20 protein-coding genes and 1 pseudogene are annotated in these 21,759 nt (G+C 41.2%); 11 read left to right on the forward strand and 10 right to left on the reverse strand.

The annotated features are described in order from the left end of the window. Positions 1-52: 52 nt before the first annotated feature. Entirely contained in the window at positions 53-634 is a 582-nt protein-coding gene (locus AC1XUE_RS17995) for a Uma2 family endonuclease (RefSeq protein WP_483357375.1), read from the reverse strand. A gap of 101 nt (positions 635-735) precedes the next feature. Between AC1XUE_RS17995 and AC1XUE_RS18000 the strand changes: the two genes are divergently transcribed. From AC1XUE_RS18000 to AC1XUE_RS18010, 3 genes are all read left to right on the forward strand, one after another. Continuing rightward, positions 736-2,016: a type IX secretion system plug protein gene (locus AC1XUE_RS18000; RefSeq protein WP_483357376.1), complete on the forward strand. Its 1,281-nt coding sequence runs from the start codon at positions 736-738 to the stop codon at positions 2,014-2,016. Between the two features lie 91 nt (positions 2,017-2,107). After that, entirely contained in the window at positions 2,108-2,668 is a 561-nt protein-coding gene (locus AC1XUE_RS18005; protein WP_483357377.1) for a helix-turn-helix domain-containing protein, read from the forward strand. A gap of 135 nt (positions 2,669-2,803) precedes the next feature. Continuing rightward, positions 2,804-4,036, forward strand: a complete 1,233-nt coding sequence (locus AC1XUE_RS18010; RefSeq protein ID WP_483357378.1) for an ice-binding family protein — start codon at positions 2,804-2,806, stop codon at positions 4,034-4,036. A 106-nt stretch (positions 4,037-4,142) separates the two neighbouring features. Here the strand turns inward: AC1XUE_RS18010 and ychF are convergent, their stop codons facing one another. Continuing rightward, on the reverse strand, positions 4,143-5,243 hold the full coding sequence (ychF, locus tag AC1XUE_RS18015; protein WP_483357379.1) for a redox-regulated ATPase YchF: 1,101 nt from the start codon (positions 5,241-5,243) through the stop codon (positions 4,143-4,145). Between the two features lie 164 nt (positions 5,244-5,407). Further along, positions 5,408-5,755 carry a DUF3276 family protein gene (locus AC1XUE_RS18020; RefSeq protein ID WP_483357380.1) on the reverse strand — a complete coding sequence of 116 codons (348 nt, stop codon included), beginning with the start codon at positions 5,753-5,755 and terminating at the stop codon, positions 5,408-5,410. A 242-nt stretch (positions 5,756-5,997) separates the two neighbouring features. Here AC1XUE_RS18020 and AC1XUE_RS18025 point away from each other — a divergent pair, with 242 nt between their 5' ends. Genes AC1XUE_RS18025 through AC1XUE_RS18035 form a run of 3 tightly spaced genes read left to right on the forward strand, consistent with a single transcriptional unit; the run spans position 5,998 to position 8,571 of the window. Next, positions 5,998-6,450: a septal ring lytic transglycosylase RlpA family protein gene (locus tag AC1XUE_RS18025; protein ID WP_483357381.1), complete on the forward strand. Its 453-nt coding sequence runs from the start codon at positions 5,998-6,000 to the stop codon at positions 6,448-6,450. A 19-nt stretch (positions 6,451-6,469) separates the two neighbouring features. After that, complete coding sequence (locus tag AC1XUE_RS18030) at positions 6,470-7,387, forward strand: DUF58 domain-containing protein (protein WP_483357382.1); 918 nt, start codon at positions 6,470-6,472, stop codon at positions 7,385-7,387. Between the two features lie 38 nt (positions 7,388-7,425). Beyond that, on the forward strand, positions 7,426-8,571 hold the full coding sequence (locus AC1XUE_RS18035; protein ID WP_483357383.1) for a hypothetical protein: 1,146 nt from the start codon (positions 7,426-7,428) through the stop codon (positions 8,569-8,571). 57 nt (positions 8,572-8,628) lie between these two features. On the opposite strand, the gene radA is transcribed toward AC1XUE_RS18035, so the two are convergent. Further along, positions 8,629-10,002 (reverse strand): DNA repair protein RadA, encoded by a 1,374-nt coding sequence (radA, locus tag AC1XUE_RS18040; RefSeq protein WP_483357384.1) that lies wholly within the window; start codon positions 10,000-10,002, stop codon positions 8,629-8,631. Between the two features lie 161 nt (positions 10,003-10,163). Here radA and AC1XUE_RS18045 point away from each other — a divergent pair, with 161 nt between their 5' ends. Further along, a complete protein-coding gene (locus AC1XUE_RS18045; RefSeq protein ID WP_483357385.1) occupies positions 10,164-10,883 on the forward strand; it encodes a porin family protein in 720 nt (239 codons plus the stop codon). A gap of 102 nt (positions 10,884-10,985) precedes the next feature. Here the strand turns inward: AC1XUE_RS18045 and AC1XUE_RS18050 are convergent, their stop codons facing one another. Continuing rightward, complete coding sequence (locus AC1XUE_RS18050) at positions 10,986-11,378, reverse strand: LytR/AlgR family response regulator transcription factor (RefSeq protein WP_483357386.1); 393 nt, start codon at positions 11,376-11,378, stop codon at positions 10,986-10,988. 391 nt (positions 11,379-11,769) lie between these two features. Here AC1XUE_RS18050 and pheS point away from each other — a divergent pair, with 391 nt between their 5' ends. After that, positions 11,770-12,810 carry a phenylalanine--tRNA ligase subunit alpha gene (pheS, locus tag AC1XUE_RS18055; protein ID WP_483357387.1) on the forward strand — a complete coding sequence of 347 codons (1,041 nt, stop codon included), beginning with the start codon at positions 11,770-11,772 and terminating at the stop codon, positions 12,808-12,810. Between the two features lie 65 nt (positions 12,811-12,875). Here pheS and AC1XUE_RS18060 read toward each other — a convergent pair whose 3' ends face one another. Both AC1XUE_RS18060 and AC1XUE_RS18065 read right to left on the reverse strand, forming a co-directional pair. Continuing rightward, on the reverse strand, positions 12,876-13,607 hold the full coding sequence (locus AC1XUE_RS18060; RefSeq protein ID WP_483357388.1) for an esterase family protein: 732 nt from the start codon (positions 13,605-13,607) through the stop codon (positions 12,876-12,878). A 125-nt stretch (positions 13,608-13,732) separates the two neighbouring features. Further along, positions 13,733-15,163, reverse strand: a complete 1,431-nt coding sequence (locus tag AC1XUE_RS18065) for a circularly permuted type 2 ATP-grasp protein (RefSeq protein ID WP_483357389.1) — start codon at positions 15,161-15,163, stop codon at positions 13,733-13,735. 344 nt (positions 15,164-15,507) lie between these two features. On the opposite strand from AC1XUE_RS18065, the gene AC1XUE_RS18070 reads away from it, so the two are divergent. From AC1XUE_RS18070 to AC1XUE_RS18080, 3 genes are all read left to right on the forward strand, one after another. Further along, the gene (locus AC1XUE_RS18070; RefSeq protein WP_483357390.1) at positions 15,508-17,055 is read left to right on the forward strand and encodes a DUF5723 family protein; all 1,548 of its coding nucleotides are present in this window, start codon (positions 15,508-15,510) and stop codon (positions 17,053-17,055) included. 49 nt (positions 17,056-17,104) lie between these two features. Then, the gene (msrB, locus tag AC1XUE_RS18075; RefSeq protein ID WP_483357391.1) at positions 17,105-17,497 is read left to right on the forward strand and encodes a peptide-methionine (R)-S-oxide reductase MsrB; all 393 of its coding nucleotides are present in this window, start codon (positions 17,105-17,107) and stop codon (positions 17,495-17,497) included. 123 nt (positions 17,498-17,620) lie between these two features. Next, positions 17,621-20,134, forward strand: coding sequence for a penicillin-binding protein 1A (locus AC1XUE_RS18080; protein ID WP_483357392.1), 2,514 nt, complete (start codon positions 17,621-17,623; stop codon positions 20,132-20,134). 77 nt (positions 20,135-20,211) lie between these two features. On the opposite strand, the pseudogene AC1XUE_RS18085 reads toward AC1XUE_RS18080, so the two are convergent. The 3 genes and pseudogenes from AC1XUE_RS18085 to AC1XUE_RS18095 form a co-directional block, all read right to left on the reverse strand. Further along, positions 20,212-21,267 (reverse strand): annotated as a pseudogene (locus AC1XUE_RS18085) (NAD(P)H-dependent flavin oxidoreductase). 12 nt (positions 21,268-21,279) lie between these two features. Next, positions 21,280-21,450 (reverse strand): hypothetical protein, encoded by a 171-nt coding sequence (locus tag AC1XUE_RS18090; protein ID WP_483357393.1) that lies wholly within the window; start codon positions 21,448-21,450, stop codon positions 21,280-21,282. A gap of 70 nt (positions 21,451-21,520) precedes the next feature. Next, entirely contained in the window at positions 21,521-21,736 is a 216-nt protein-coding gene (locus AC1XUE_RS18095) for a hypothetical protein (protein ID WP_483357394.1), read from the reverse strand. Between the last annotated feature and the right edge of the window lie 23 nt (positions 21,737-21,759).

The raw sequence follows: 21,759 nt of genomic DNA on the forward strand, positions 1-21,759 counted from the left end.
TTGATCAGAAAAGGAGGTAGCAATGCTTCCTTTTTCTGTATCGCTCGAATTACTAAATCAAATCCTCCGTCCCGGCATAGATATCAGTCAGCTTTAAAGAAACATCCACGCTGAAAATTTCGATAGATCTCTCAATATTATAAGCCTCCGAAGATAAAAACCAGATACCCTCCTGATTTTTCCTCCAAACCTCCGCTCCTATTGATAAAGAATCCACAATGGCATATTCCTGCAAAGAAGGTATACTGCGATAGAGATGAAACTTCTCACCCCGATCATATCCGGACGTGCTTGGTGACAACACTTCAATAATGACTGACGGATTTAACAAGGTATCCTTTCTTTCATCCCGAAATTCATTTTTACCGCAGATAATCAGGAAATCAGGATACGTGTAAAGGCCATTCTCCGGTATATAAATACGTAGATCACTGGAATAACCTCTGCAGGGTTTCCCTTTTAAAAAAATTCCCACTTCTACAGATAAATTCTCCGTAATCCTGTTGTGGTTGAAGCCTGCACCCGCCATAGCAAATATTTCTCCCCGGTAATATTCACTTTTATAATCGGCTTCACGCTCCATTTCAAGGTATTCTTCCTCTGAATATATTTTCTGTGGTTGCGCTGTCATCATTACAATGTTTTAAACAAAAATAGTTATTTCTCTCAAAAAGCCATTAATTCGTTTCTTACACGATTATCATTCAAGATAACGTTATTTTATAAAATCTATTTATGCGATACATCTTATCCCTTATACTGATAATATGCTGTTTATCAGCTCAAAGTCAGACTTCCGATATCAAGCTGGAAGACTATATCTATAACGATAACATAGCCACAGTCTTACTTTATCCCGGCATTAACGATCAGGAAAATCCACGTCGGCTAATCAGCCCACCCGTATTGCCTCTTCAAAGTGCTATGCCACTTGTTCTAGAGTTTGATGATCTGACGGCTTCTTTTGCAGGATACAGGGTTAAGATTTTCCATTGCAATGCAGACTGGAGCAAATCTGTACTGAATGAAATCGAATATACTTATGAGTACAATGAGTATCCTATCATCAAATATGAGCAATCATTCAGTACAAAAGTCCCCTATTTCCATTATCGGTTCGATGTACCAAGATTGAAACTGTCTGGGAACTACGTATTGGTAGTCTATAGCGACAATGACCGCAAGCCAGTTCTTTCTCGACGATTTATGATCTATGAGCCAAAAGTTAGCATCGGCGCCGAAGCCCGGTTTTCCCAGGGAATTAGTCAGCAGTTCTCAGATCAGCAAATTGATTTCAAAATTGACTACAAAGGTTATCCACTCAATGCGCCCCAAACGGATCTCAAAGTAGTGATCAGAAAGAATTTCAGATGGGATCAGATACGCACCGGATTCAAACCTACCAATGTCAGACCGTTTGACCATCTACTTGAATATACCTTTTTTGACTTGGAGAATACATTCCCGGGCGGCAACGAATTTCGTTATTTCGATAGCCGTACCTTGTCTGCCCGTGGCTTTGGAATCGAAGAACTGGATAGATCCGGAGAATATACCCGACTAACCCTATTCCCCGACAAGTCCCGCTCCGACAATGGTTACCTGCAACTCGAAGATCTGAACGGACAATACATCGTGGACCAGCGTGAATCGGGAAGAGGAAGCGTGGAAGCTGATTACTCACCGGTCATCTTTACTTTAAGAACTCAGGAAGATCCATCTGCTTCGTATTATGTCAATGGAGCATTCAATTTATGGCAACTCAATGATCGCAACAAAATGACTTATAACCCGGTTCTAAATGCTTATGAAGCCGAAATATTTTTAAAACAAGGTGTGATCAACTATGATTATACAAGGGTGATAGGGAAAGAAAAACCGGACGAAGCATATATAGAAGGGAACTACGGAGTAACAGAAAATGATTATGATATCCTTGTGTATTACCGTCCGCAAGCAGGCAGATCTGATCTTTTAATTGGGTACAGGACTGTGGAATGGAATCGGAGGAGGTAGCGTCTCTGATTGTAAAATGCATTTTATCCTTCGTTAGTAAATTCCTCTCAATAAAAAACAGAATGCAAATAATTAAAAACTCAACCTGTGGATGAAGATTTACATAAAGTACATGGTCAGCTTGCGGTGCAAAATGGTGGTCAAAGAAGAATTGCGTAAGCTGGGAATTGCCTATAGCACCCTCGATCTGGGAATCGTAGAAGTACATAAAGCTATCGCAGCTGAGCAGCTGGAAAAACTGAGGGTCAATCTGGCAAAATCAGGGCTGGAACTCTTGGATAACAAAAAGAGCATTCTGATTGAAAGAATAAAGAATGTGATCATAGAAATGATCCATTATTCGGATGAGTTACCAAAAACCAACCCTTCCGATTATATCAGTGAAAAATTAGGATATGATTATACTTACTTAGCTAATATTTTTTCCGAAGTAAAAGGTATAACGATACAGCAATTCATAATTATCCACAAAATTGAGCGCGTTAAGGAATTAATACTATACGACGAACTAAATCTCACCGAAATCGCTCACAAACTTCACTACAGCAGTGTAGCCTATTTGTCCAATCAATTTAAAAGGGTTACCGGCCTTACTCCGTCTTTTTACAAACAGCTTAAGGGCAAAAGGATTAACAATCTTGAAAATATTTGATTGTGAGCTAAAATAATATAGTCGTAAAATGTGTGAACATTACAACTATTTCTATATAATACGTAATATTAACAGTAGTAAAAATTCCATCTTTGTGCTATTGCAATTACTTCACATTTTACAAACAGCAGGCACATGAAAACCATTATACTCACAGCAATAGCACTAGTTTGCGGCTATTTTTATTCACAAGAAGCGCTTTCTCAAACAGCTCCAACATTAAACAGAGCGTCTCAATATGCCATTTTCACATCGGTTGGTGAGTTTTCAAATATAGGCACCACAAATATCACAGGCAATGTCGGTAATGGAGCAGGCGCTGTGACAGGGAATGCCGTAACGGTCACAGGTACCACACACTTTGGGGATGATGAGGGTATTCTTACAGCACTTGATGTAGCTGCAGCATATAATGAGCTTATAAGTGCCAATACATGTGCAACTACCATAACCTCTCCCGTGAGCGTAACCAATACTTTTCTACCAGGCGTTTATTGCAGTACCACAGCAACAGCTTTAAGTGGAAATATAATTTTTGATGGTAATGATGATCCTAATTCCGTATTTATTATAAAAGTGGATGGAGCGCTATCAGTAAACAGCCCCACCAACATAACATTTACAGGAGGCGCATCTCTCAAAAATGTTTATTGGCAGGTAAACGGGGCATTTAATCTGGCGGCTGGAGTAGAATTCAAGGGAACACTAATTAATGCCGGTGCAATATCTCTCGCATCTGGAGCTTCTGTGTCGGGCAGAGCACTTTCTACCGGAGGAAAGATTTCGTTGAATAATAACAACATTTCGAATGTGGAGACAGCTCTTCCAGTAACCCTTGTCCGATTTAATGTTAAAAACCAGGAGAATAAATCCGTCCTGCTGAGCTGGAGTACAACATCCGAAACAAACAGTGAGCTTTTTGAAATTGAGCGCAGAACAAGTAAAAAGAACTGGGCTAAAGTAGCTACGCTTGCTGCAAACGGAGAAAGCACTCAAGTCATAACTTACTCTTATTCAGATAACACACCTGAGAATGGTACTAATTTATATAGACTTAAAATGATAGACCGTGATAATACCTTCGCCTACAGCAGTATACGCAGCATTCATATGGAGTCATTAGAGCGTATAACATTATTCCCTAATCCAGCTTATACAGAGGTTTCTATAGCGACGAAGGATATAGCCAAAATGGAACGGGTGGAATTTAACGATTTATCAGGGAAATCAGTATTAACTTATAAGAACAGTAATTTGTTGAGTTTACCTACTGAGCTAAATGTAAAGAATCTTCCTGCAGGATTATATATTGTAAGAATGACCGATTTTGATGGAAATACTACCGTCAGAAGAATGATTAAAAACTAATTGATATGGTAAGCATCTCTGTACATTAATGCTACTACAATAATTATGTAATAAAAAACGAGGTCCAGGAGGCCTCGTTTTTTATTACATAAGGAATTGATCGTTTCTAAACATTAAATCTAAAGTGCATGATGTCGCCATCCTGCACAACGTATTCTTTTCCTTCCACAGCCATTTTACCTACTTCTTTTACAGCTGCTTCCGTTTTATACTTTTCGTAATCCGCTACTTTGATCACCTCAGCACGAATGAATCCTTTTTCAAAATCACTGTGAATCACACCAGCTGCCTGTGGTGCTTTCCAGCCTTTCACGATCGTCCATGCTCTTACCTCTTTAACTCCGGCAGTGAAATAAGTTATCAGATTTAAGAGCTTATAAGATTCTTTGATCAGTTTACTCAAACCTGACTCCTTTAAGCCATACTCTCCCAGGAACATTTCATGTTCTTCGGGATCTTCGATCTCAGAAATCTGAGATTCGATTGCGGCGCAAAGTACAATTACTTCAGCCCCTTCTTCTTTTACAGCTTCTCTCAGCTTCTCCGAATACTCATTACCGGTAAGCATCGACTCTTCATCCACATTGGCAACGTATAATACAGGCTTAACTGTAAGCAATTGCAGATCTCCGATCACAGATTCCTTTAACTCAGGATCAATTTCCAGGCTTCTTGCATTCTTGCCGGACTCCAGCACTTCCTTGTATTTTTTAAGCCATTCCAATTCCACTTTTGCTTTCGCATCTCCGGCTCTGGCTCCCTTTTCCGTTTTCTGTATTTTTTTCTCAACCGATTCCAGGTCCTTCAACTGAAGTTCGATATCGATGATTTCCTTATCAAAAACAGGATCAACACGCCCTTCTACATGTACTACGTTTTCGTCCTGAAAGCAACGAACAACGTGTACGATCGCATCCACTTCACGGATATTGGCTAGAAATTTATTACCAAGCCCTGCTCCCTGACTGGCACCTTTTACCAGACCGGCAATATCAACGAATTCCATAATGGTTGGAATCGTTTTTTGCGGATTTACCAAACCGATCAGAATATCAATCCGCTCATCTGGAACAGTTACTACGCCGACATTAGGCTCGATTGTACAAAAAGGATAATTGGCTGCTTCGGCTTTACCGGTAGAAATAGCATTAAATAATGTGGATTTACCTACGTTAGGCAATCCAACAATCCCACATTGAAGACTCATTTTATAAAAGATATGCAGTTAAAGCGGACAGGAATTTGCACTATTTTATAGATGCACTGCCCGACAGCCAAATAATAATTTGTACAAAATTACTATTTAGTGAAGAGAAAAACCAAAAGCCTTCGCAATAGATTCCGAAGGCTTCTTTCAAGAAAAGTAAATTTTTAATCCCACTTGAGATCTGATTCTCCGATTACGTCAACTTCTTCAGCTTTGGCTTCGAATTGAGAAAAGTCAACTTCGGGCATCAACTCCGTTTTTACGTGGTCAACTGCCTCTTTCAACGCTTCTGCAAACTTATCGAAGTCCTCTTTGTACAAGAACATCTTGTGTTTCTCGTAAGTGAAGCCTTCACCCTGAGGATGACGACGACTCTCAGTGATCGTTAGATAATAATCATTGGATCGCGTAGAGCGAACATCAAAAAAATAAGTCCGTTTTCCCGCTCTGACCCTTTTGGAGTAGATTTGCTCTCTGTCTTCCACTATTTTTAGTTTTAAATAGGTTTTCAAACGCTAAAATAGAAAGTTTATTGCTGCGAACAAAACAACCGAAATATATTAGTACCGTTATCGCTTTTTGACACTGCGAATTCCGACTATCTTCAACACTCGTATATGCTAAAATTGTGATATTCTCCGTTTTATCTATTACTTTTGAAAAATCTGTGATATTATTTCGATTTTTTAAGAGGAAATCAAAATAGAAAGTAAGGCCGCAAAACCTTATTGATGTTTCATCTAAACCCTCAAATATGAGTTATCATCGGATCCTGATTATCATACTTTTAGCATTTGCCTGGCAGCCTGACGCATTTTCACAGGTTTCTCTGGGTAAGACTGAAAAAGGCAGAGCTTCCTACTACTCCACCCGTTTTCATGGCAAAAAAACTTCCTTTGGAGAGGTTCATAAAAGCACTGAATTGTCTGCTGCACACAGGACCTACCCTTTCAACACAATGCTTGAAGTAACGAATCTTGACAATGATAAGAAAGTCATAGTACGCGTTAACGACCGGGGACCTTACTCAAAACATCGGCTCGTAGATATCAGCAAAGAAGCTGCAAAACAGCTCGAAATTGTCAGCCAGGGAATTGCGAATGTTTCTGTCAGGGTGGTAGGCATGGAGGGAATGGTTTTATTGGATCAAAATGAAGAAATTGATCCGAAGTCAGGAAAGATCATTTCAATGAATAAGAAAGACTAGAACTCTTTTACCTTTATATATGATAAATCCCCGCGAACTTGACATCTCCAAAGTCAGGGAATTCGGAAACATTGAGTTTCTGGCCAAACAGCTTGTTGAAGGATTTATCACCGGACTTCATAAGTCTCCTTTCCATGGATTTTCCGTTGAATTTGCAGAGCATCAGCTTTACAATACAGGAGAATCGACCCGCCATATCGATTGGAAAGTTTTTGCCAAATCGGATCGCCTGTATACCAAGCGTTATGAAGAAGAAACCAATCTTCGCTGTCATATCCTGATTGATACTTCATCATCGATGTACTACCCGCAGCCGGATTTTGGCAAGATAACGTTTAGCGCAATGGCGGCAGCAAGTATTACTTATCTGCTACAAAGACAAAAGGATGCTGTGAGCCTTTGTACATTCTCTGATCAGATAGAAGTTCAGACACAGGTTAAATCAACACCGTCGCATGTACACAAAATCATGCTCGAACTAAACAATCTGCTTCAGACAACCAAACCCTTGCAAAAAACTTCGGTAGCGGAGGTGTTACATCAGATCGCAGAAAAGATTCATAAACGCTCATTAGTCGTGATATTTAGCGACATGTTTGATAATCCTGAGGAATCGGAGCACATCTTCTCAGCACTTCAGCACTTACGGCACAATCTTCACGAAGTATTGTTATTTCATGTAACGGATAAAAAGACGGAGGAAACCTTCGATTTTGAAAACCGCCCGTATGAGTTTATTGATCTGGAATCAGGAGAAAAAGTCAAGGTACAACCTGACCAGGTACGTGACAGTTATCGCCAATATGTGAGCGAGTTTTATCGAAAACTGAAGCTGAAATGCGGACAATATAAGATTGATTTTATCGATGCCGATATTGCTCAGGGATTTGATCCTATCCTGACGGCATATTTGGTTAAGCATTCTAAAATGAGGTGATTTTTTCTGAAATTTGGTATTCGATTTTACCAAGAATAATGAAATACCTCCTGACCCTATCCATCCTCCTTTCAGCTACAGTATTTCTTACCAGCTGTGGCTCTGCCAAGAAATCACTAAAAAAAGACAACTACGACGATTCAGTATTTAGAAGTACTGAAAAACTAAGCAGTAATCCCGGCCATACTTCCTCAGCAGAAATCCTAAAAGTTGCCTATCCGGCCGCAATCGAACAGCACCTCAAACAAATCAATCTTGCGCAATCATCCGCTAATCCTTTCAGGTATGAAGATGAGCTTAGGTCTTACGAAAGTCTTAATGCGCTGTACCGTGTTATAAGTAGCTGCTCCGGTTGCATCATGTTAGTAACGCCGCGCAACTTTCAAAAAGAGGAAGATAGAGTAAGAAAAACCGCAGCAGCAACCAGATATGAAGAAGCAGAACTGTTGTTGGCAGAAGGTGACAGAATGAAAGCCAGAACTGCCTATCAGTATTTCGAAAAAGTAGATTTGCTCATCCCGGGATTCCGTGAGGTAGAGGAAAGACTGAAACAGGCCTACCACGTCGCTTCATTCAAAGTGGTAGTAGAGCAGGTGCTGGTTACATCCAGAACGTATAAACTTAGTAACGAGTATTTTCAGAATGCAATTGACAAATTTCTACAGACAGGCCCTCAATTGAACAAATTTGTACGTTTCTACACACCGGAGGACGCCACGCACATTCGCCTGCAGCCGGACCACGTCATTACATTGCAATTCGACGACTTTGTTGTGGGACAGACTATAATTGAAAAAAATACAGAGACATTTAAAGGAGAAGACAGTATCAAAATCGGTGAAAAAACGGTAGGTAGAATCAAAATCCCGATATATGAAAAAGTCACTGCCAAGTTTACACATAAAAAGAAAGTCGTACATTCATCAGGCTTATTAGATATGCAGATTCGTGAGTTTAAATCACATCGTATGGTGACTCAAGATAAGTTTGACGGTGAATACAACTGGATGTGCGAATGGGCAAGTTTTAGCGGAGACGAGCGCGCACTTACTTCCGGGCAGCTACGCATGACCAAAAGCAAAGAACTCGCTCCACCTCCGCCACAAGAACTTTTCATTGAATTTAGTAAGCCGATTTACGACAGGGTAACTTCCAAGTTAAGAAGCTTTTATGCGAAATATTGAAGAAGCTGTCTTCTATCAGCTTTAGCCCTCGCTTTCGGTAAGATTAAAAAAACAGCATTATTGACCCAGAAACAAATCCATAAACAGCTGATCAAGATGTGCAACGGGCACCACTTTCATCTGAGGTCGGTTAAGCTCCAGACCTTTGCTATTGTATTTGGAAATGTACATTTTTTTAAAACCTAGTTTTTCTGCTTCTGATATTCTACTTTCTATCCGGTTCACAGCCCTTACTTCTCCACCAAGCCCAACTTCTGCTGCGAAACAGACCGAGGCAGGAATAAATTTATCTTCATAGGATGATACCAGAGAAGCAATAACCGCAAGATCAATGGCTGGATCTTCTACTCTCAATCCGCCTGCCACATTCAGGAAAACGTCCTGAACGCCCAATCTGAATCCGCCACGCTTTTCTAATACTGCCAGCAACATCTGTAAACGCTTCGCATCAAATCCGGTACTGCTTCTTTGGGGCGTCCCATAAGTAGCCACACTCACCAGAGATTGAATTTCAATCATCAACGGTCTGTTTCCTTCCATCATGGAACCTATGGCTATACCACTTACAGGTTCATCACGTTGTGAAATCAGAATTTCAGAAGGGTTACTTACCTCTCTCAATCCGGCACCGTGCATTTCATATATTCCAAGCTCGGATGTACTACCAAAACGGTTCTTGATGGTACGCAGAATCCGGTAAGTGGTATGCCGGTCACCTTCGAACTGAAGCACCGTATCTACCATATGCTCCAACACTTTTGGCCCGGCAAGTGATCCATCTTTTGTGATATGCCCGATAAGAAACACAGGAACGCCTGTGTCTTTGGCATACTTCATATACTCCGCCGTACATTCCCTCACCTGTGAAACACTACCAGCTCCGGATTCAATATAGGCTGACTGCATGGTCTGGATGGAATCGATAACCAGTACATCAGGCTTAAATTCCTCTATTTGCCTGAAAATATTCTCTGTATGCGTTTCCGTCAGAATATAACATTTATCACTCTGAGATAACATACGCTCGGCTCTCATTTTGATCTGTTGCTCGGATTCTTCCCCGGAAACGTACAAAACACGCCGATCCGACAAGGTAAGAGCAATTTGCAGCATCAGAGTGGACTTCCCAATCCCTGGTTCGCCGCCTATTAACACCAATGAACCTTGTACGATACCACCTCCAAGAACCCTGTTCAGCTCACCATCCTTGGTAACGATGCGTGGTTCATTTTCATATACGATCTCAGTGATGGCCTTTGGACGGCTCGCCAGATTCACTGATTTCCAACTAACTGCCGTCTTCTTATCTTCCTTTTCAATTACTTCCTGAACAAGCGTATTCCATTCTCCGCAGGAGGGACATCTTCCCACCCATTTGGGTGAATTATACCCACATTCCTGACAGAAATATGCAGTTTTGGCTTTGGCCATAGGGGTTAGTTCTAATTTGTTTGTCTTTACTGAACAACAAAATAGTGCAAAAAATCTCCTAAAACAGTCTTTCGAAATCCGTTTAGTCAAAAAATAAAAGTGACGGGTATAATTTTTTGCATTCTGACGTTATTATCCGATTTTAAATTAATTACTGATCCATGAAGATCCTGACAAAATTAGTCTGTTCATGCTTTTTACTAACCTTCATTAGTATGACTGCAGCCCAGGCACAAACAAAAGGTTTTGCATTTGGCATAAAGGGAGGGGTAAATCTTTCCAGGCTCACGATGGGAGATGTTTTTACCACACGTTATGACGATACCGGAAACCCCTATCTGGGATACGACGGAAAAGAAGTGAGGGATAATCTTAAACAGAGTTTCAGTACCCGTACCGGTGCTGTGGGAGGTATATATGCACGTTTCGGACGAACCTTGTTCATTCAGCCGGAGGTATTAGTTTCCACGAAAGGAGGAACATTCGATATTATCCGGACCGACCAGCCAACACCCATAACTACATCGGTAAATGTAAAGTACAGCAATATAGATGTTCCTTTATTGATAGGTTTAAAGGGCGGACCTTTCCGGCTTCTGGCTGGCCCGGTTACTTCATTCCGCATTGGAGACAACCAGCGCCTTCGTGATGCTTTCAGACAATATACATCAAACTTAGGGGATGCCATGTCTGAGGCAGCATTCGGATATCAATTGGGAGCGGGTCTTGACCTGGGTAACTTCAGCCTGGATGTAAGAAAGGAAGGATCTTTTACCAATCTTGCAAGTTTTGAGCTGGAAGGGCAACCTGCAGATGGCAAGGGGACTGTAAAACAAAAGATTACTTCATGGCAGGTAACGTTAGGTATTAAAATTTTCTGATGCTGTCAATTACAATTCAACAACATATCTAAAAAACAAGTAGCCTTCGATCTAAGCGAAGGCTACTGTACTTTTAAATAACCCACTAATTTCATTCAACGATTATGCTGTTGCACTGATATTGGTATGATTCAGAATATCAGTAATTTCCTTCATTTTCCTGCGGGATATAGATACTTCCTTGCCACAGGACATCTTCAGTACTCTTTCCTCCTCAATACGTTCGATCACGTAATTGGTATTGACAAGGTACGATTTGTGTACTCTCACAAAGTCTGAATTCAAATTCATGGCTAACGATTTCAATGTTTTTGAAACCAAATACTTTTTTCCTGACGTGGTATATATATAGGTATAGTTACCTTCTCCTTCCATGAAAGTGATCATATCCGGAGACAGAAATATGGTCCTTCCCATAGACTGTACGGAAACATAAGAGGCTGCCGTGCTACCTGCTGTCATGCCGGGAAGTGGAACCGATGTAAAAGTTTTCATAGCGTTGGACAATTATATTGTTCTGTATTGATAATTCAAATTTACACCAATACATGCCCTCAGGTAAATACGTAATAATACGCACGTACTCACAAGTATCTGTATATCAAATTTTTAATATAATTTACTAAGCAAAAATGCGTAGAGTGCCGTATATAAACACGTAATTTTACGTATATACGAAAATGGGCTAAATCGACATTTTTTTTGCAAATATGAAGTCTATAAGAAGTATCTATCGTTTTAAGCCGTGTAACATTATTTATATTTGCACCACTTTACTGACGCCGTACTTTGAAAGTGCAGGTATTCATTCAAAGCAATAAAAGCAAATACAACATTGAAATGAGCATTAAAGAATTCTCTCATTTCGCTCATAAAAATTACGAATATGATTACCGATAAGGTTAAGCAGCTCATTTCAGAGATAGATCAGACAACCGTTGCAAACAAGGAACAGCTGGAAGCATTTCGTATGCGTTTCATCAGTAAGAAAGGCGCAGTTACTGAATTGTTTGATGAGCTTAAACATGTAGCACCGGAAAATCGCCGTGCTATGGGACAGGAATTAAATACCCTGAAGAATCGTGCACAGGAGCGTTTTCAGGAGTTTAATGAGCAATTGGAAAACAGCGCAGATGAAAAGCCGGAAATGCTGATCGATCTCACATTACCGGTTGTGCCTAATATTCAGGGAAGTTTACATCCGCTTACAATTGTTCGAAGAAGAATCATTGAGATTTTTGAACGTATGGGTTTCAATGTTTCATATGGGCCCGAAATCGAAACCGACTGGTACAATTTCAGCGCACTTAACTTTGCAGATAATCATCCTGCCCGCGAAATGCAGGATACTTTCTTTGTTTCAAAAAGTAAAGGCGAAGTAAAAGACGATGTACTTTTAAGAACACATACATCAAATGTACAAGTTAGACTGATGGAGCGTCAAAAGCCTCCAATCCGCTCTATCATGCCAGGCCGCGTTTTCCGTAACGAAGCTATATCAGCACGCGCGCATTGTGTATTTCACCAGGTTGAGGGGCTATATATTGATAAAAACGTAAGTTTCAAAGATCTGAAAGATACGCTGTATCACTTTGCAAAGGAGATGTTTGGCAAGGATTCTAAAATCAGACTTCGCCCCTCCTATTTCCCATTTACCGAACCCAGTGCAGAAATAGATGTGACTTGTTTTATATGTAAAGGAAAAGGTTGTAACGTATGTAAACATTCAGGCTGGGTAGAAATAGCAGGATCAGGAATGGTGGATCCGAATGTTTTAGAAAACTGTGGTATCGACAGCCAGGAATACACAGGCTTTGCTTTCGGAATGGGTATAGAACGTATTACTATGCTCCGCTATGGAATCAACGATTTACGTCTGTTCACAGAAAACGACGTAAGATTCCTGCGACAGTTTGAAGGAGCGTAAAATAAGATGTGATTGATACTGAAACGCACAAACGAACTCACTACAGCCCGTTTGTGCGTTTTATTTTAAAACCTTGTTTCAATATAATAGGGAAGCATTTTCTGCCAGGCCCACCATTCGTGAGGGATATCACTTCCCCATATATCTAATTCATGGTGGACATTTTTAGAAGACAGTATATAAGAAATTTGTTGAGAATAATCCGGACGTTCATAAGCACCGGATCCCGTGACAAAATGTATATGCCGGCTTTCTCTATACAGTGACAAATGCCATTCTGCTCTCAGCTGTGCCAAGTAATGTACAGGAGAATTAAAATAAACATTATCATCATAATAGCCATCCGAATAAGCACTGAGGTCGTAACATCCGCTCATAGCTATGATACCGTGTATTAGATCAGGATGTTTGAAAAACAGGTTAGCAGCATGAAAGGCACCATAAGAAGCACCTGCCGCAATAATCATATTAGTAGTGCTACTGGTATCTTTAATATATGGAATCACCTCTTTGATGACATAATCGTTATACTGCTGATGACGTATCGCCTTGTCATATCCATGCATGTAAGGATTTAACCAGCTTTCTCCGTTGATGCTGTTTATACAATAAACCTTGATCTTACCGGAGTCAATATAAGGCTTGATACTCTCAATAATTCCATTGCGTTCGTACTCCAAAAAGTCAGATGCGGCAGTAGGAATCAGCAATAGAGCAAATCCGTAATGACCATAGACAGCGACCTCCATCTCCTTGTTTAATGAGGGGCTATACCACTGCGTAATTTCACGATGCATTTCAGGTTTTAATTTAGATGTTGATAACAAAAACAGTCCCGACAATGTTAATTCGGTGAAGATGCCACAAAATGTAGCAATCACCTATGACAATTAACAGCTTGTCAGTAACTGTTAATTATTATTTAATACAACACCCACGTATCCTTTCCTCCACCTCCTTGTGACGAATTTACAACCAGAGAACCCTTCCTCAATGCTACACGCGTTAACCCCCCTGGTATCACATTAATATCATCTCCATATAAAATATATGGCCTTAGATCAACATGTCGCCCTTCCGAATGCCCCTCCACCATACAAGGTACTCTTGATAAGGAAATGGTTGGTTGAGCTATATAATTCCTAGGGTTATTCCTGATCTTTTCTCTGAACAACTCATGCTCTTCACTGGTTGCCTTTGGTCCAATCAGCATGCCATATCCTCCTGCTTCGTTGGCTTCTTTCACTACTAGCTGATCAATATGTTCCATCACATAGTCGAAATCCTCCTTCTCACCACATATGTATGTGCGAACATTAGGTATGATAGCTTCCTCTCCCAAATAATATTCTATGATACGAGGAACGTAGGCATACACGACTTTATCATCTGCAACACCCGTGCCAGGCGCGTTGGCAAGAGCTACACGCCCTTTTTTATACACTTCAAAAATACCCGGAATCCCGAGTAAAGAATCAGGATTGAATGCTTCCGGATCCAAAAATACGTCATCCATTCTACGGTAAATGACATCTACAATTTGCAGTCCGCTTGTGGTTCTCATTTTCACATAACCGTCAGAAACAACCAGATCACGTGTATCTACAAGCTCCACACCCATCTGTTGGGCCAGATAAGAGTGCTCAAAATAGGCCGAGTTGTAGATTCCCGGAGTTAATACTGCAATTGTTGGATTGGGCCTGTCTGCCAGATTCTGCAGCATTTGCAACAACCTGGTCGGATAATCAGAGACCGGCCTTACTCCCGTACGAGCCAGCACATCGGGAAATATTTGTTTCGACAGCTCCCGGTTTTCCAGCATATAAGACACACCTGAAGGGCAACGAAGGTTATCTTCGAGTACCATAAACGTACCGTCATCTCCTTTAATAAGATCCGTACCGGTAATATGGCACCAGATACCTTTTGGAGGCTTTAATCCGATACAAGGTTTCAGAAAACACTTACTTGACTCGATCAGGTCGCGTGGAACAACTCCATCATTCAGAATATTCTGATCATTGTAAACATCGTCGATAAACATATTCAACGCCTTGATACGCTGCTTCAGTCCTTTTTCCAGCCATTCCCATTCAGCATTGGGCAACACCCTGGGAATGATATCGATCGGCATAATACGCTCAGTACCCTCTCCTTCTGAATATACATTAAAAGTAATTCCCATTGAAAGCAATGCTCGCTCAGTAGCTAACTGGCGGTTGGTAAGATCTTCGTGTGTGAGATTTTCAAATTTAGCTTTCAAATGCTCATAGCCTGGCCGGATTCCTCCGTCCGGGGTAAACATCTCGTCAAAGAAATTTTCCGTTTGATAGTCGGAGAATGAGAAATTCATACAATACAAAATTTGAATAAGTATATATTAATATATTACAGAACAATATATGGCCTAAGTTTTTATTTACAAAATATATATCAATTATATACCAAACCCACTACTTATAAATTGACAGCAGTTTTCTTACAAGTTCACCAATTCTCCATTCCAAACCAACTCTCAATGCTTGTCTTGAAATAATCATACAACACAAAGAATCATGGTTAATAATATCATACCAAATCAGGATAGTTAGAATTATATTCCTTTAACCATTCTGGTACCGTTGGAAGTCATGTGTCCAGACCTTTTCTTTGCATCCGGAATACAGTAAATAAGGTATTCTCCGTTTTACTTCCACTATGCAAAAAAATCTGCTGCTGACTTTCGTTTTACTGACAGTTATTTCTTTCGGAAGTAAAGCGCAGCACCTTCCGGGCGTGTCAATGGGTAATTACTCCGGAACTAATGCACTCTACCATAATCCTGCTTTCGTTACCGATAACCGTTACAGTTTATATGTAAATCTGGTAGGAGCTCAGTTTTATATGGGAAACAATGCCGTTAAATACGACGCTCCTTATTCTTTTATGGGGCTTATTACCAACAGTGTGCCCGACAAATACAGGAATGAGCGTGGTGTTACACAATTTCCGAGAACATATCTGCAGGAAAAACTGAACGGTAAAGATAAATTCATGAATGTAGGTGGAGACATTCGTTTACCATCAATCATGTTTCCGCTTATGAAAGGAAGAGCGGGTATTGCTTTGGCAACCCGTACCCGCTTTATGCTCAATATGGATGATATGACACAGCCGCTTGCCCGTCTGATCAGTAAAACCACACGTCTGGAAGGGCTGCAAGGACCACGCTTCGACAATCAGTCTGGCAGACTCCATTTTAATGCTATGGCTGAACTGGCTATGACATTAGGAGGTACAGTTGTAGACAACGAAACTGACTTTTTGAAAGCAGGAATTACTGTAAAGCGATTGATCGGACTTTACAATGCGTACGCAACTATCGAAAACTCCTCTTTTAGCCTTTCGCCTGATCCGGCCTGGGATAATAAGAGACAAATTATTGAGGTGAATCAGATTGATGCGAAATATGGAATGACCAGAGATGAAGCTTTTCAAAACATTCGCCCAACTCCGGCCTGGCTTCTGGGCAATGCTGCTCCGGGTAGCGGATGGGGATTTGATATCGGTGCTGTATATGAATACCGTCCGGACATCAACAAATATACTTACACCGAAAGGGGTATTCGCAAACGTGATGCTTCTAAAAATAAATACCTGTACCGTATCGCCGTTTCGGTTACGGATATAGGCCGGGTACGTTTCAACAACCCTAATTACCTGTTGCAACAGGAAATACAAACGGCAAACAGGCAATTTACATTCGACAACTTCCAAAAGTTGCAAGGCTCAGAAGGCGTATTTAATGCGATTAATTCTTCTTTAGGCGTGAGCGGATCGATTGCACCAAATGTTACTTCTGTTTTACCAACCGCATTTCAGGCAAGTGTCGACTACAACATCAAACCTAATGTGTATGTCAATGCGCTTTGGGTACATAACCTGATTCCGCGCTCTGCATTCGGAATGAAAGCTGAGTCTGTTGTTGGCGTTACGCCACGCTATGAACACAAATGGTATGAGATTTCTGTCCCGCTTGTATTGATGAACCGTTATCGGACTCCATCTATCGGTCTGGCTGGAAGAATAGGACCTTTATGGATCGGAACCGACCATCTTCCGGGATTAATTAATATAGGAAAGCCAAAAGCATTTAATTTATATTTCGGGCTTTCTGCCGGCCTTTTCCGGAAACCGCCAGAATCTCAGAACAAATGCTGGCCCGCAGAGGATTCATGGCTGAGAAGAATATTCAGTAAACGATAAGCTCTGTTTTGGTGTTATTTTTTTAGAGATAATTTAAAATGCAACTGATATGAGAGAGATACAAAAGACCAAGGAAGAATGGCAGCAGGAGCTGACCGGGCAACAGTGTTTCGTTTTATTTGAAAAAGGAACTGAAAGACCCTTCTCGCATCCATTCAACGACAATAAGGAGGAAGGAATTTATGCCTGTGCCGCATGTGGAACACCCTTATTCAGCTCAGTGACTAAATATGATTCCGGTTCGGGCTGGCCAAGTTTTTTCCAACCCATTGCCAGTGAAAATGTTGAAGAAATCACAGATAACGGTCACGGAATGATCCGTACCGAAGTTGTTTGCAAAAAATGTGGTGGGCACCTGGGTCACGTTTTCAACGACGGTCCACGTCCGACAGGACTTCGCTATTGTATGAATGGTGTTGCGCTCAAATTTGAAAAAGCATAATAGAAAGCAGATAAGAAAAGCCGGACATCGTCAGATTTGTCCGGCTTTTCTTATCTTTGAAACCTTACGAACCTTTAACGTTTGATGGAAGTAATCAGATCGTTCTTTTACAAAATAAAAAACATGTTCCAGTTTGTTGGAACACAGATCTCAACGTTTTTCAGCTTTATTTTCTACAAATTATTATCTCTCATAGCAGGCAAATCCAGAGCTGACGCTTTTATTGCTTCATACAGAAATAAAAGAAAGTCTTTGTCTGATTGGTGGGACAGTAAAATTGATAAACAATCCACCTATTACCGCTCGATCAGTGTTATTTGGAAGACCTTCGTTTATGGCTTTATGGGCGCTTGTTTTTACATTTTTTGTGTAGAAACCAATTTTCTGTGGCTCATGGGGAGTATGCCCAGCGTAGAAGATCTGCAAAACCCGAAAGTCAATCAATCCTCAGAAATATATACCGCAGATGGCGTTTTGATCGGTAAATTCTATACAGAAAACCGTACTCCGGTGACTGCAGAAATGATATCCCCTAACCTTGTCAAAGCACTTATTGCAACAGAGGATATCCGTTTTTACAAACACTCCGGTATTGACTACAAAGCCATGGCCAGTGTGGCCATCGGGATTGTTTCAGGTGCAACCGATCGTGGAGGTGGCAGTACCATTACGCAGCAGCTCGCCAAAAAGCTTTTCAAGACACGCCGAAGTGGGGCTAGAGGACTTTTGGGATCTGTTCCCGTGCTGAGTACGGTGATTTATAAAACCAAGGAATGGCTGACGGCCATCAAACTTGAAAGAAACTTTACAAAGCAGGAAATCCTGACCATGTATTTCAATACAGTGGATTACGGCAGCAATACTTACGGGATTAATACAGCTGCTAAGTCCTATTTCAGCAAGTCGCCGGATAGTCTTAATGTCCAGGAAGCCGCTGTTTTGGTGGGACTTCAAAAAGCCACTACTACCTACAACCCGATCCGTAACCCGAAGCGCTCACTGGAACGCAGGAATGTGGTGATCGGCCAGATGCAGAAATACGGATATATCTCTGCGAAAGAAGCGGATTCAATCAGTGCATTACCTATCGAGCTTAAAACCAAATTTGAAACACCATACGATGGAAATGCCAATTATTTCAAAAATGCAGTAGTTGATTTTGTTAAAAAATGGGGTGATGAAAACGGCTATGATCTCTATACAGATGGCCTGAAGATATATACCACGATTGACTCCCACATGCAGGAACATGCGGAGGAGGCAATGACGGAAAAAATGAAGCAGCTCCAGCGGGTATTTGAAGACCATTGGGGAAAGCAAAATCCATGGGTGGACGAAAATGGTAAAGAAATCCCTGACTTCCTGACCAACGTCATCAAACGTACCAATGCTTACCGCAGGCTCGCAGCTAAATTTCCATCCAGTCCCGACAGTGTTGCTCATTATCTGAATAAGAAGGATACTATGACGGTATATGACTGGAAAAACAGCAGTGAAATGAAGAAATACTGGAGCTCCATGGATTCGCTAGATTACTATAAGCGGATTTTGAGAGCAGGTATGATGGCGATGGATCCGCACACGGGTCAGATCAGAGCCTGGGTAGGTGGCCTTGATTATAATTTTTTCAAATATGATGCTGTAAAACAAGGCAAACGCCAACCAGGATCTACATTCAAGCCATTTGTATATACTACTGCCATTGATGATTCCAGTTTCAACATGAGTCCTTGCGACCAGATTGTTGATAAGCCATTTATGAAAAAATACATGGAAGATGGTGAAGAGAAGGAGTGGAAACCGCGAAACGCAACAGGTACTTTCAGCTATTCCAGCATGACCTTAAGACGAGCACTTGCTCAGTCGATCAACTCTGTAACAGCCGAACTTACCGACCAGGTGGGGCCTGCAAATGTCGCTCGTTATGCAAAAAAAATGGGGATAAACACGCCTTTAAAAGGACTCCCGTCTATTGGACTTGGTCCATTTGATGTGTCGCTTTATGACATGGTAGCCGCCTATAGTGTGTTTGTCAACAATGGTACTTACACAGAACCTATATTGGTGAATAAGATTGAGGACAGCAATGGAAAGGTTATTGAAGAATTCCTACCTGAACATCGTCAGGCGATTAGCCCGGAGTCAGCATTCATGATGGTACAGATGCTGAAGGGCGGCGTAGAAGAGCCTGGTGGTACATCGGGCAGTATCAGATGGCGCTATGATGTGACTAAGAACGGCAATGAAATAGGTGGGAAAACCGGGACTACATCCAACAACTCCGACGGCTGGTTCATGTGTGTAACTCGCGATTTGGTTGTAGGTGCATGGGTAGGTGGCGACGACCGGAGTATTCACTTCCGTACGACCAATCTCGGGGAAGGTGCCAAAACCGCCTTGCCTATTGTTGGTCGGTTCCTTGAAAAAATATACAGAGATAAGGCAGTAGGCATAGAACCGGGCCCATTTCCGAAACCGACTTTCAAGATTACAAAAGAATACAACTGTCCAACCCAATGGGCACCTGCGGAGAGCGATTCGCTGGATGTGGATAGTGACAGTACCGGTGTTAAAATTGATGAGGACGATCTGATCGGCCCACCGCCTATACCGTTGGATACGGCGAGAAGGAGATAATAAAAATGGCAGCTTTTCAAACCGAAAGCTGCCATTTTTATTATCTCAATATTTTCGGGAGTAATTTTTTGCTCATTTCACCACCCTGCCTCTCTCACCAACTCCCTGACTATCTCCGCAGAAGTTTTCAACTTAGCCAAATGAGCAGACTGACCCGCCCATAATGTGGTGAATTCTCTGTTATTTAACTTTTGTGAAGCCGTTCGGATTGGTACGGTAAGATCATTTAATAGTGGATAAGCAGGAAAATCAAGATTGAGTTTCTCCACTTCATTATGAAAAGTATTACGTATCCCCCTGGCCCAACGACCAGAGAATGCTCGCGTCAGGACGGTGTCCGTGTCCACACTCTCATGCACCGCTTGTTTGTAACTATCAATACTCAAACTTTCATTACTTCTTAAAAATGCAGAACCTACCTGTACTCCGGCAGCTCCAAGTATCATCGCAGCTTTAATCGTTCTGCCATCCATGATTCCACCGGCTGCCAACACAGGTACAGATACTTCATCCACCACTTGCGGAATGAGTGACATAGCTCCTATTTGTGGCAAAGGTTAATCAGAGAAAAACGTACCTCTATGTCCTCCTGCCTCAATTCCCTGTGCCGTGATTAAGTCAATACCAATACTTTCCAGATACTTTGCTTCACGTACTGATGTAGCAGTACCGATCAGAACGATTCCCGCACCGTGCAGACGCTGAATGCTTTCAGCATCAATCACTCCAAAGGTGAAACTAACCACCGGCACATGTTCGCTGATCAGTATTTCAACTTGTTCACGGTATGAGTAATGCTGAAGTTTTTCAATATCCACCAAGGGATGTTCCAAACCGTATCGATTCGTTATAACAACCAGTTTATCCTGAATAGCGCTGATTGCCTCAACATCAACAGCCGGCATATCATGTGCAAACAGATTAACTGCAAACGGTTTGTCAGTAAGTGCTTTTGTTTTACGGATCAGGTCAAGCGTTTTTTCAGGAGACTGCAAACCAACAGGAAGCGAACCTAATCCTCCCTCATTAGACACCGCCGCCACCATTTCAGGAGTCGTAACACCAAGCATAGGTGCCTGAACAAGAGGGTATCTGACTTCAAGAAGGTTCATTAGCTGATTGGTCCGGTTCATAAGGTCTTTATTTTATGTCCTTTTGTATTTCAACGCTACTCTTGCCGCAATCCATATCTGCGCAGCCAGCAAAGCTACAATATCCATCTTTTCTAAATCCTGATCCAGATACAACATCTTGTATAAAAGATAGCGGCAAATAGCAAACATGATCGCGGATACTCCGGTGATGAGCAGATTCATAGGGTGGGTTGATTGAGAGAAGATATTAGTCAAGGCTCATTCTTAGATTTCACATACCCTGGATTACCTTTTATAATCCCTTACTCTTCAACTCTTTAATTTCATTCCTGAGTTTATAAACTTCCTTTTTTATATGTAAAAATGCATCAATCAGCCAAACAGTTGTCAAATACAACCCGACGTTCATAATGGACATACCATCTTCCACTTTGCCATACATTCTAAAAAAGCAGCCGACGAAAAAAATCAACAATCCGATAATAAGGAGTATAGTTTGACGATTCATAATATAAATTTTTAGATATCCTG

The organism is Dyadobacter sp. HNCC25DJ187 (assembly GCF_056895255.1).

What these genes read in the sequence shown, in the direction of transcription:
- AC1XUE_RS17995 (WP_483357375.1), bottom strand. Translation starts at nt 634, where the DNA reads ATGATGACAGCGCAACCACAGAAAATATATTCAGAGGAAGAATACCTT.
- AC1XUE_RS18000 (WP_483357376.1), top strand. Translation starts at nt 736, where the DNA reads ATGCGATACATCTTATCCCTTATACTGATAATATGCTGTTTATCAGCT.
- AC1XUE_RS18005 (WP_483357377.1), top strand. Translation starts at nt 2,108, where the DNA reads ATGAAGATTTACATAAAGTACATGGTCAGCTTGCGGTGCAAAATGGTG.
- AC1XUE_RS18010 (WP_483357378.1), top strand. Translation starts at nt 2,804, where the DNA reads ATGAAAACCATTATACTCACAGCAATAGCACTAGTTTGCGGCTATTTT.
- ychF (WP_483357379.1), bottom strand. Translation starts at nt 5,243, where the DNA reads ATGAGTCTTCAATGTGGGATTGTTGGATTGCCTAACGTAGGTAAATCC.
- AC1XUE_RS18025 (WP_483357381.1), top strand. Translation starts at nt 5,998, where the DNA reads ATGAGTTATCATCGGATCCTGATTATCATACTTTTAGCATTTGCCTGG.
- AC1XUE_RS18030 (WP_483357382.1), top strand. Translation starts at nt 6,470, where the DNA reads ATGATAAATCCCCGCGAACTTGACATCTCCAAAGTCAGGGAATTCGGA.
- AC1XUE_RS18035 (WP_483357383.1), top strand. Translation starts at nt 7,426, where the DNA reads ATGAAATACCTCCTGACCCTATCCATCCTCCTTTCAGCTACAGTATTT.
- radA (WP_483357384.1), bottom strand. Translation starts at nt 10,002, where the DNA reads ATGGCCAAAGCCAAAACTGCATATTTCTGTCAGGAATGTGGGTATAAT.
- AC1XUE_RS18045 (WP_483357385.1), top strand. Translation starts at nt 10,164, where the DNA reads ATGAAGATCCTGACAAAATTAGTCTGTTCATGCTTTTTACTAACCTTC.
- AC1XUE_RS18050 (WP_483357386.1), bottom strand. Translation starts at nt 11,378, where the DNA reads ATGAAAACTTTTACATCGGTTCCACTTCCCGGCATGACAGCAGGTAGC.
- pheS (WP_483357387.1), top strand. Translation starts at nt 11,770, where the DNA reads ATGATTACCGATAAGGTTAAGCAGCTCATTTCAGAGATAGATCAGACA.
- AC1XUE_RS18060 (WP_483357388.1), bottom strand. Translation starts at nt 13,607, where the DNA reads ATGCATCGTGAAATTACGCAGTGGTATAGCCCCTCATTAAACAAGGAG.
- AC1XUE_RS18065 (WP_483357389.1), bottom strand. Translation starts at nt 15,163, where the DNA reads ATGAATTTCTCATTCTCCGACTATCAAACGGAAAATTTCTTTGACGAG.
- AC1XUE_RS18070 (WP_483357390.1), top strand. Translation starts at nt 15,508, where the DNA reads ATGCAAAAAAATCTGCTGCTGACTTTCGTTTTACTGACAGTTATTTCT.
- msrB (WP_483357391.1), top strand. Translation starts at nt 17,105, where the DNA reads ATGAGAGAGATACAAAAGACCAAGGAAGAATGGCAGCAGGAGCTGACC.
- AC1XUE_RS18080 (WP_483357392.1), top strand. Translation starts at nt 17,621, where the DNA reads ATGTTCCAGTTTGTTGGAACACAGATCTCAACGTTTTTCAGCTTTATT.
- AC1XUE_RS18090 (WP_483357393.1), bottom strand. Translation starts at nt 21,450, where the DNA reads ATGAATCTGCTCATCACCGGAGTATCCGCGATCATGTTTGCTATTTGC.
- AC1XUE_RS18095 (WP_483357394.1), bottom strand. Translation starts at nt 21,736, where the DNA reads ATGAATCGTCAAACTATACTCCTTATTATCGGATTGTTGATTTTTTTC.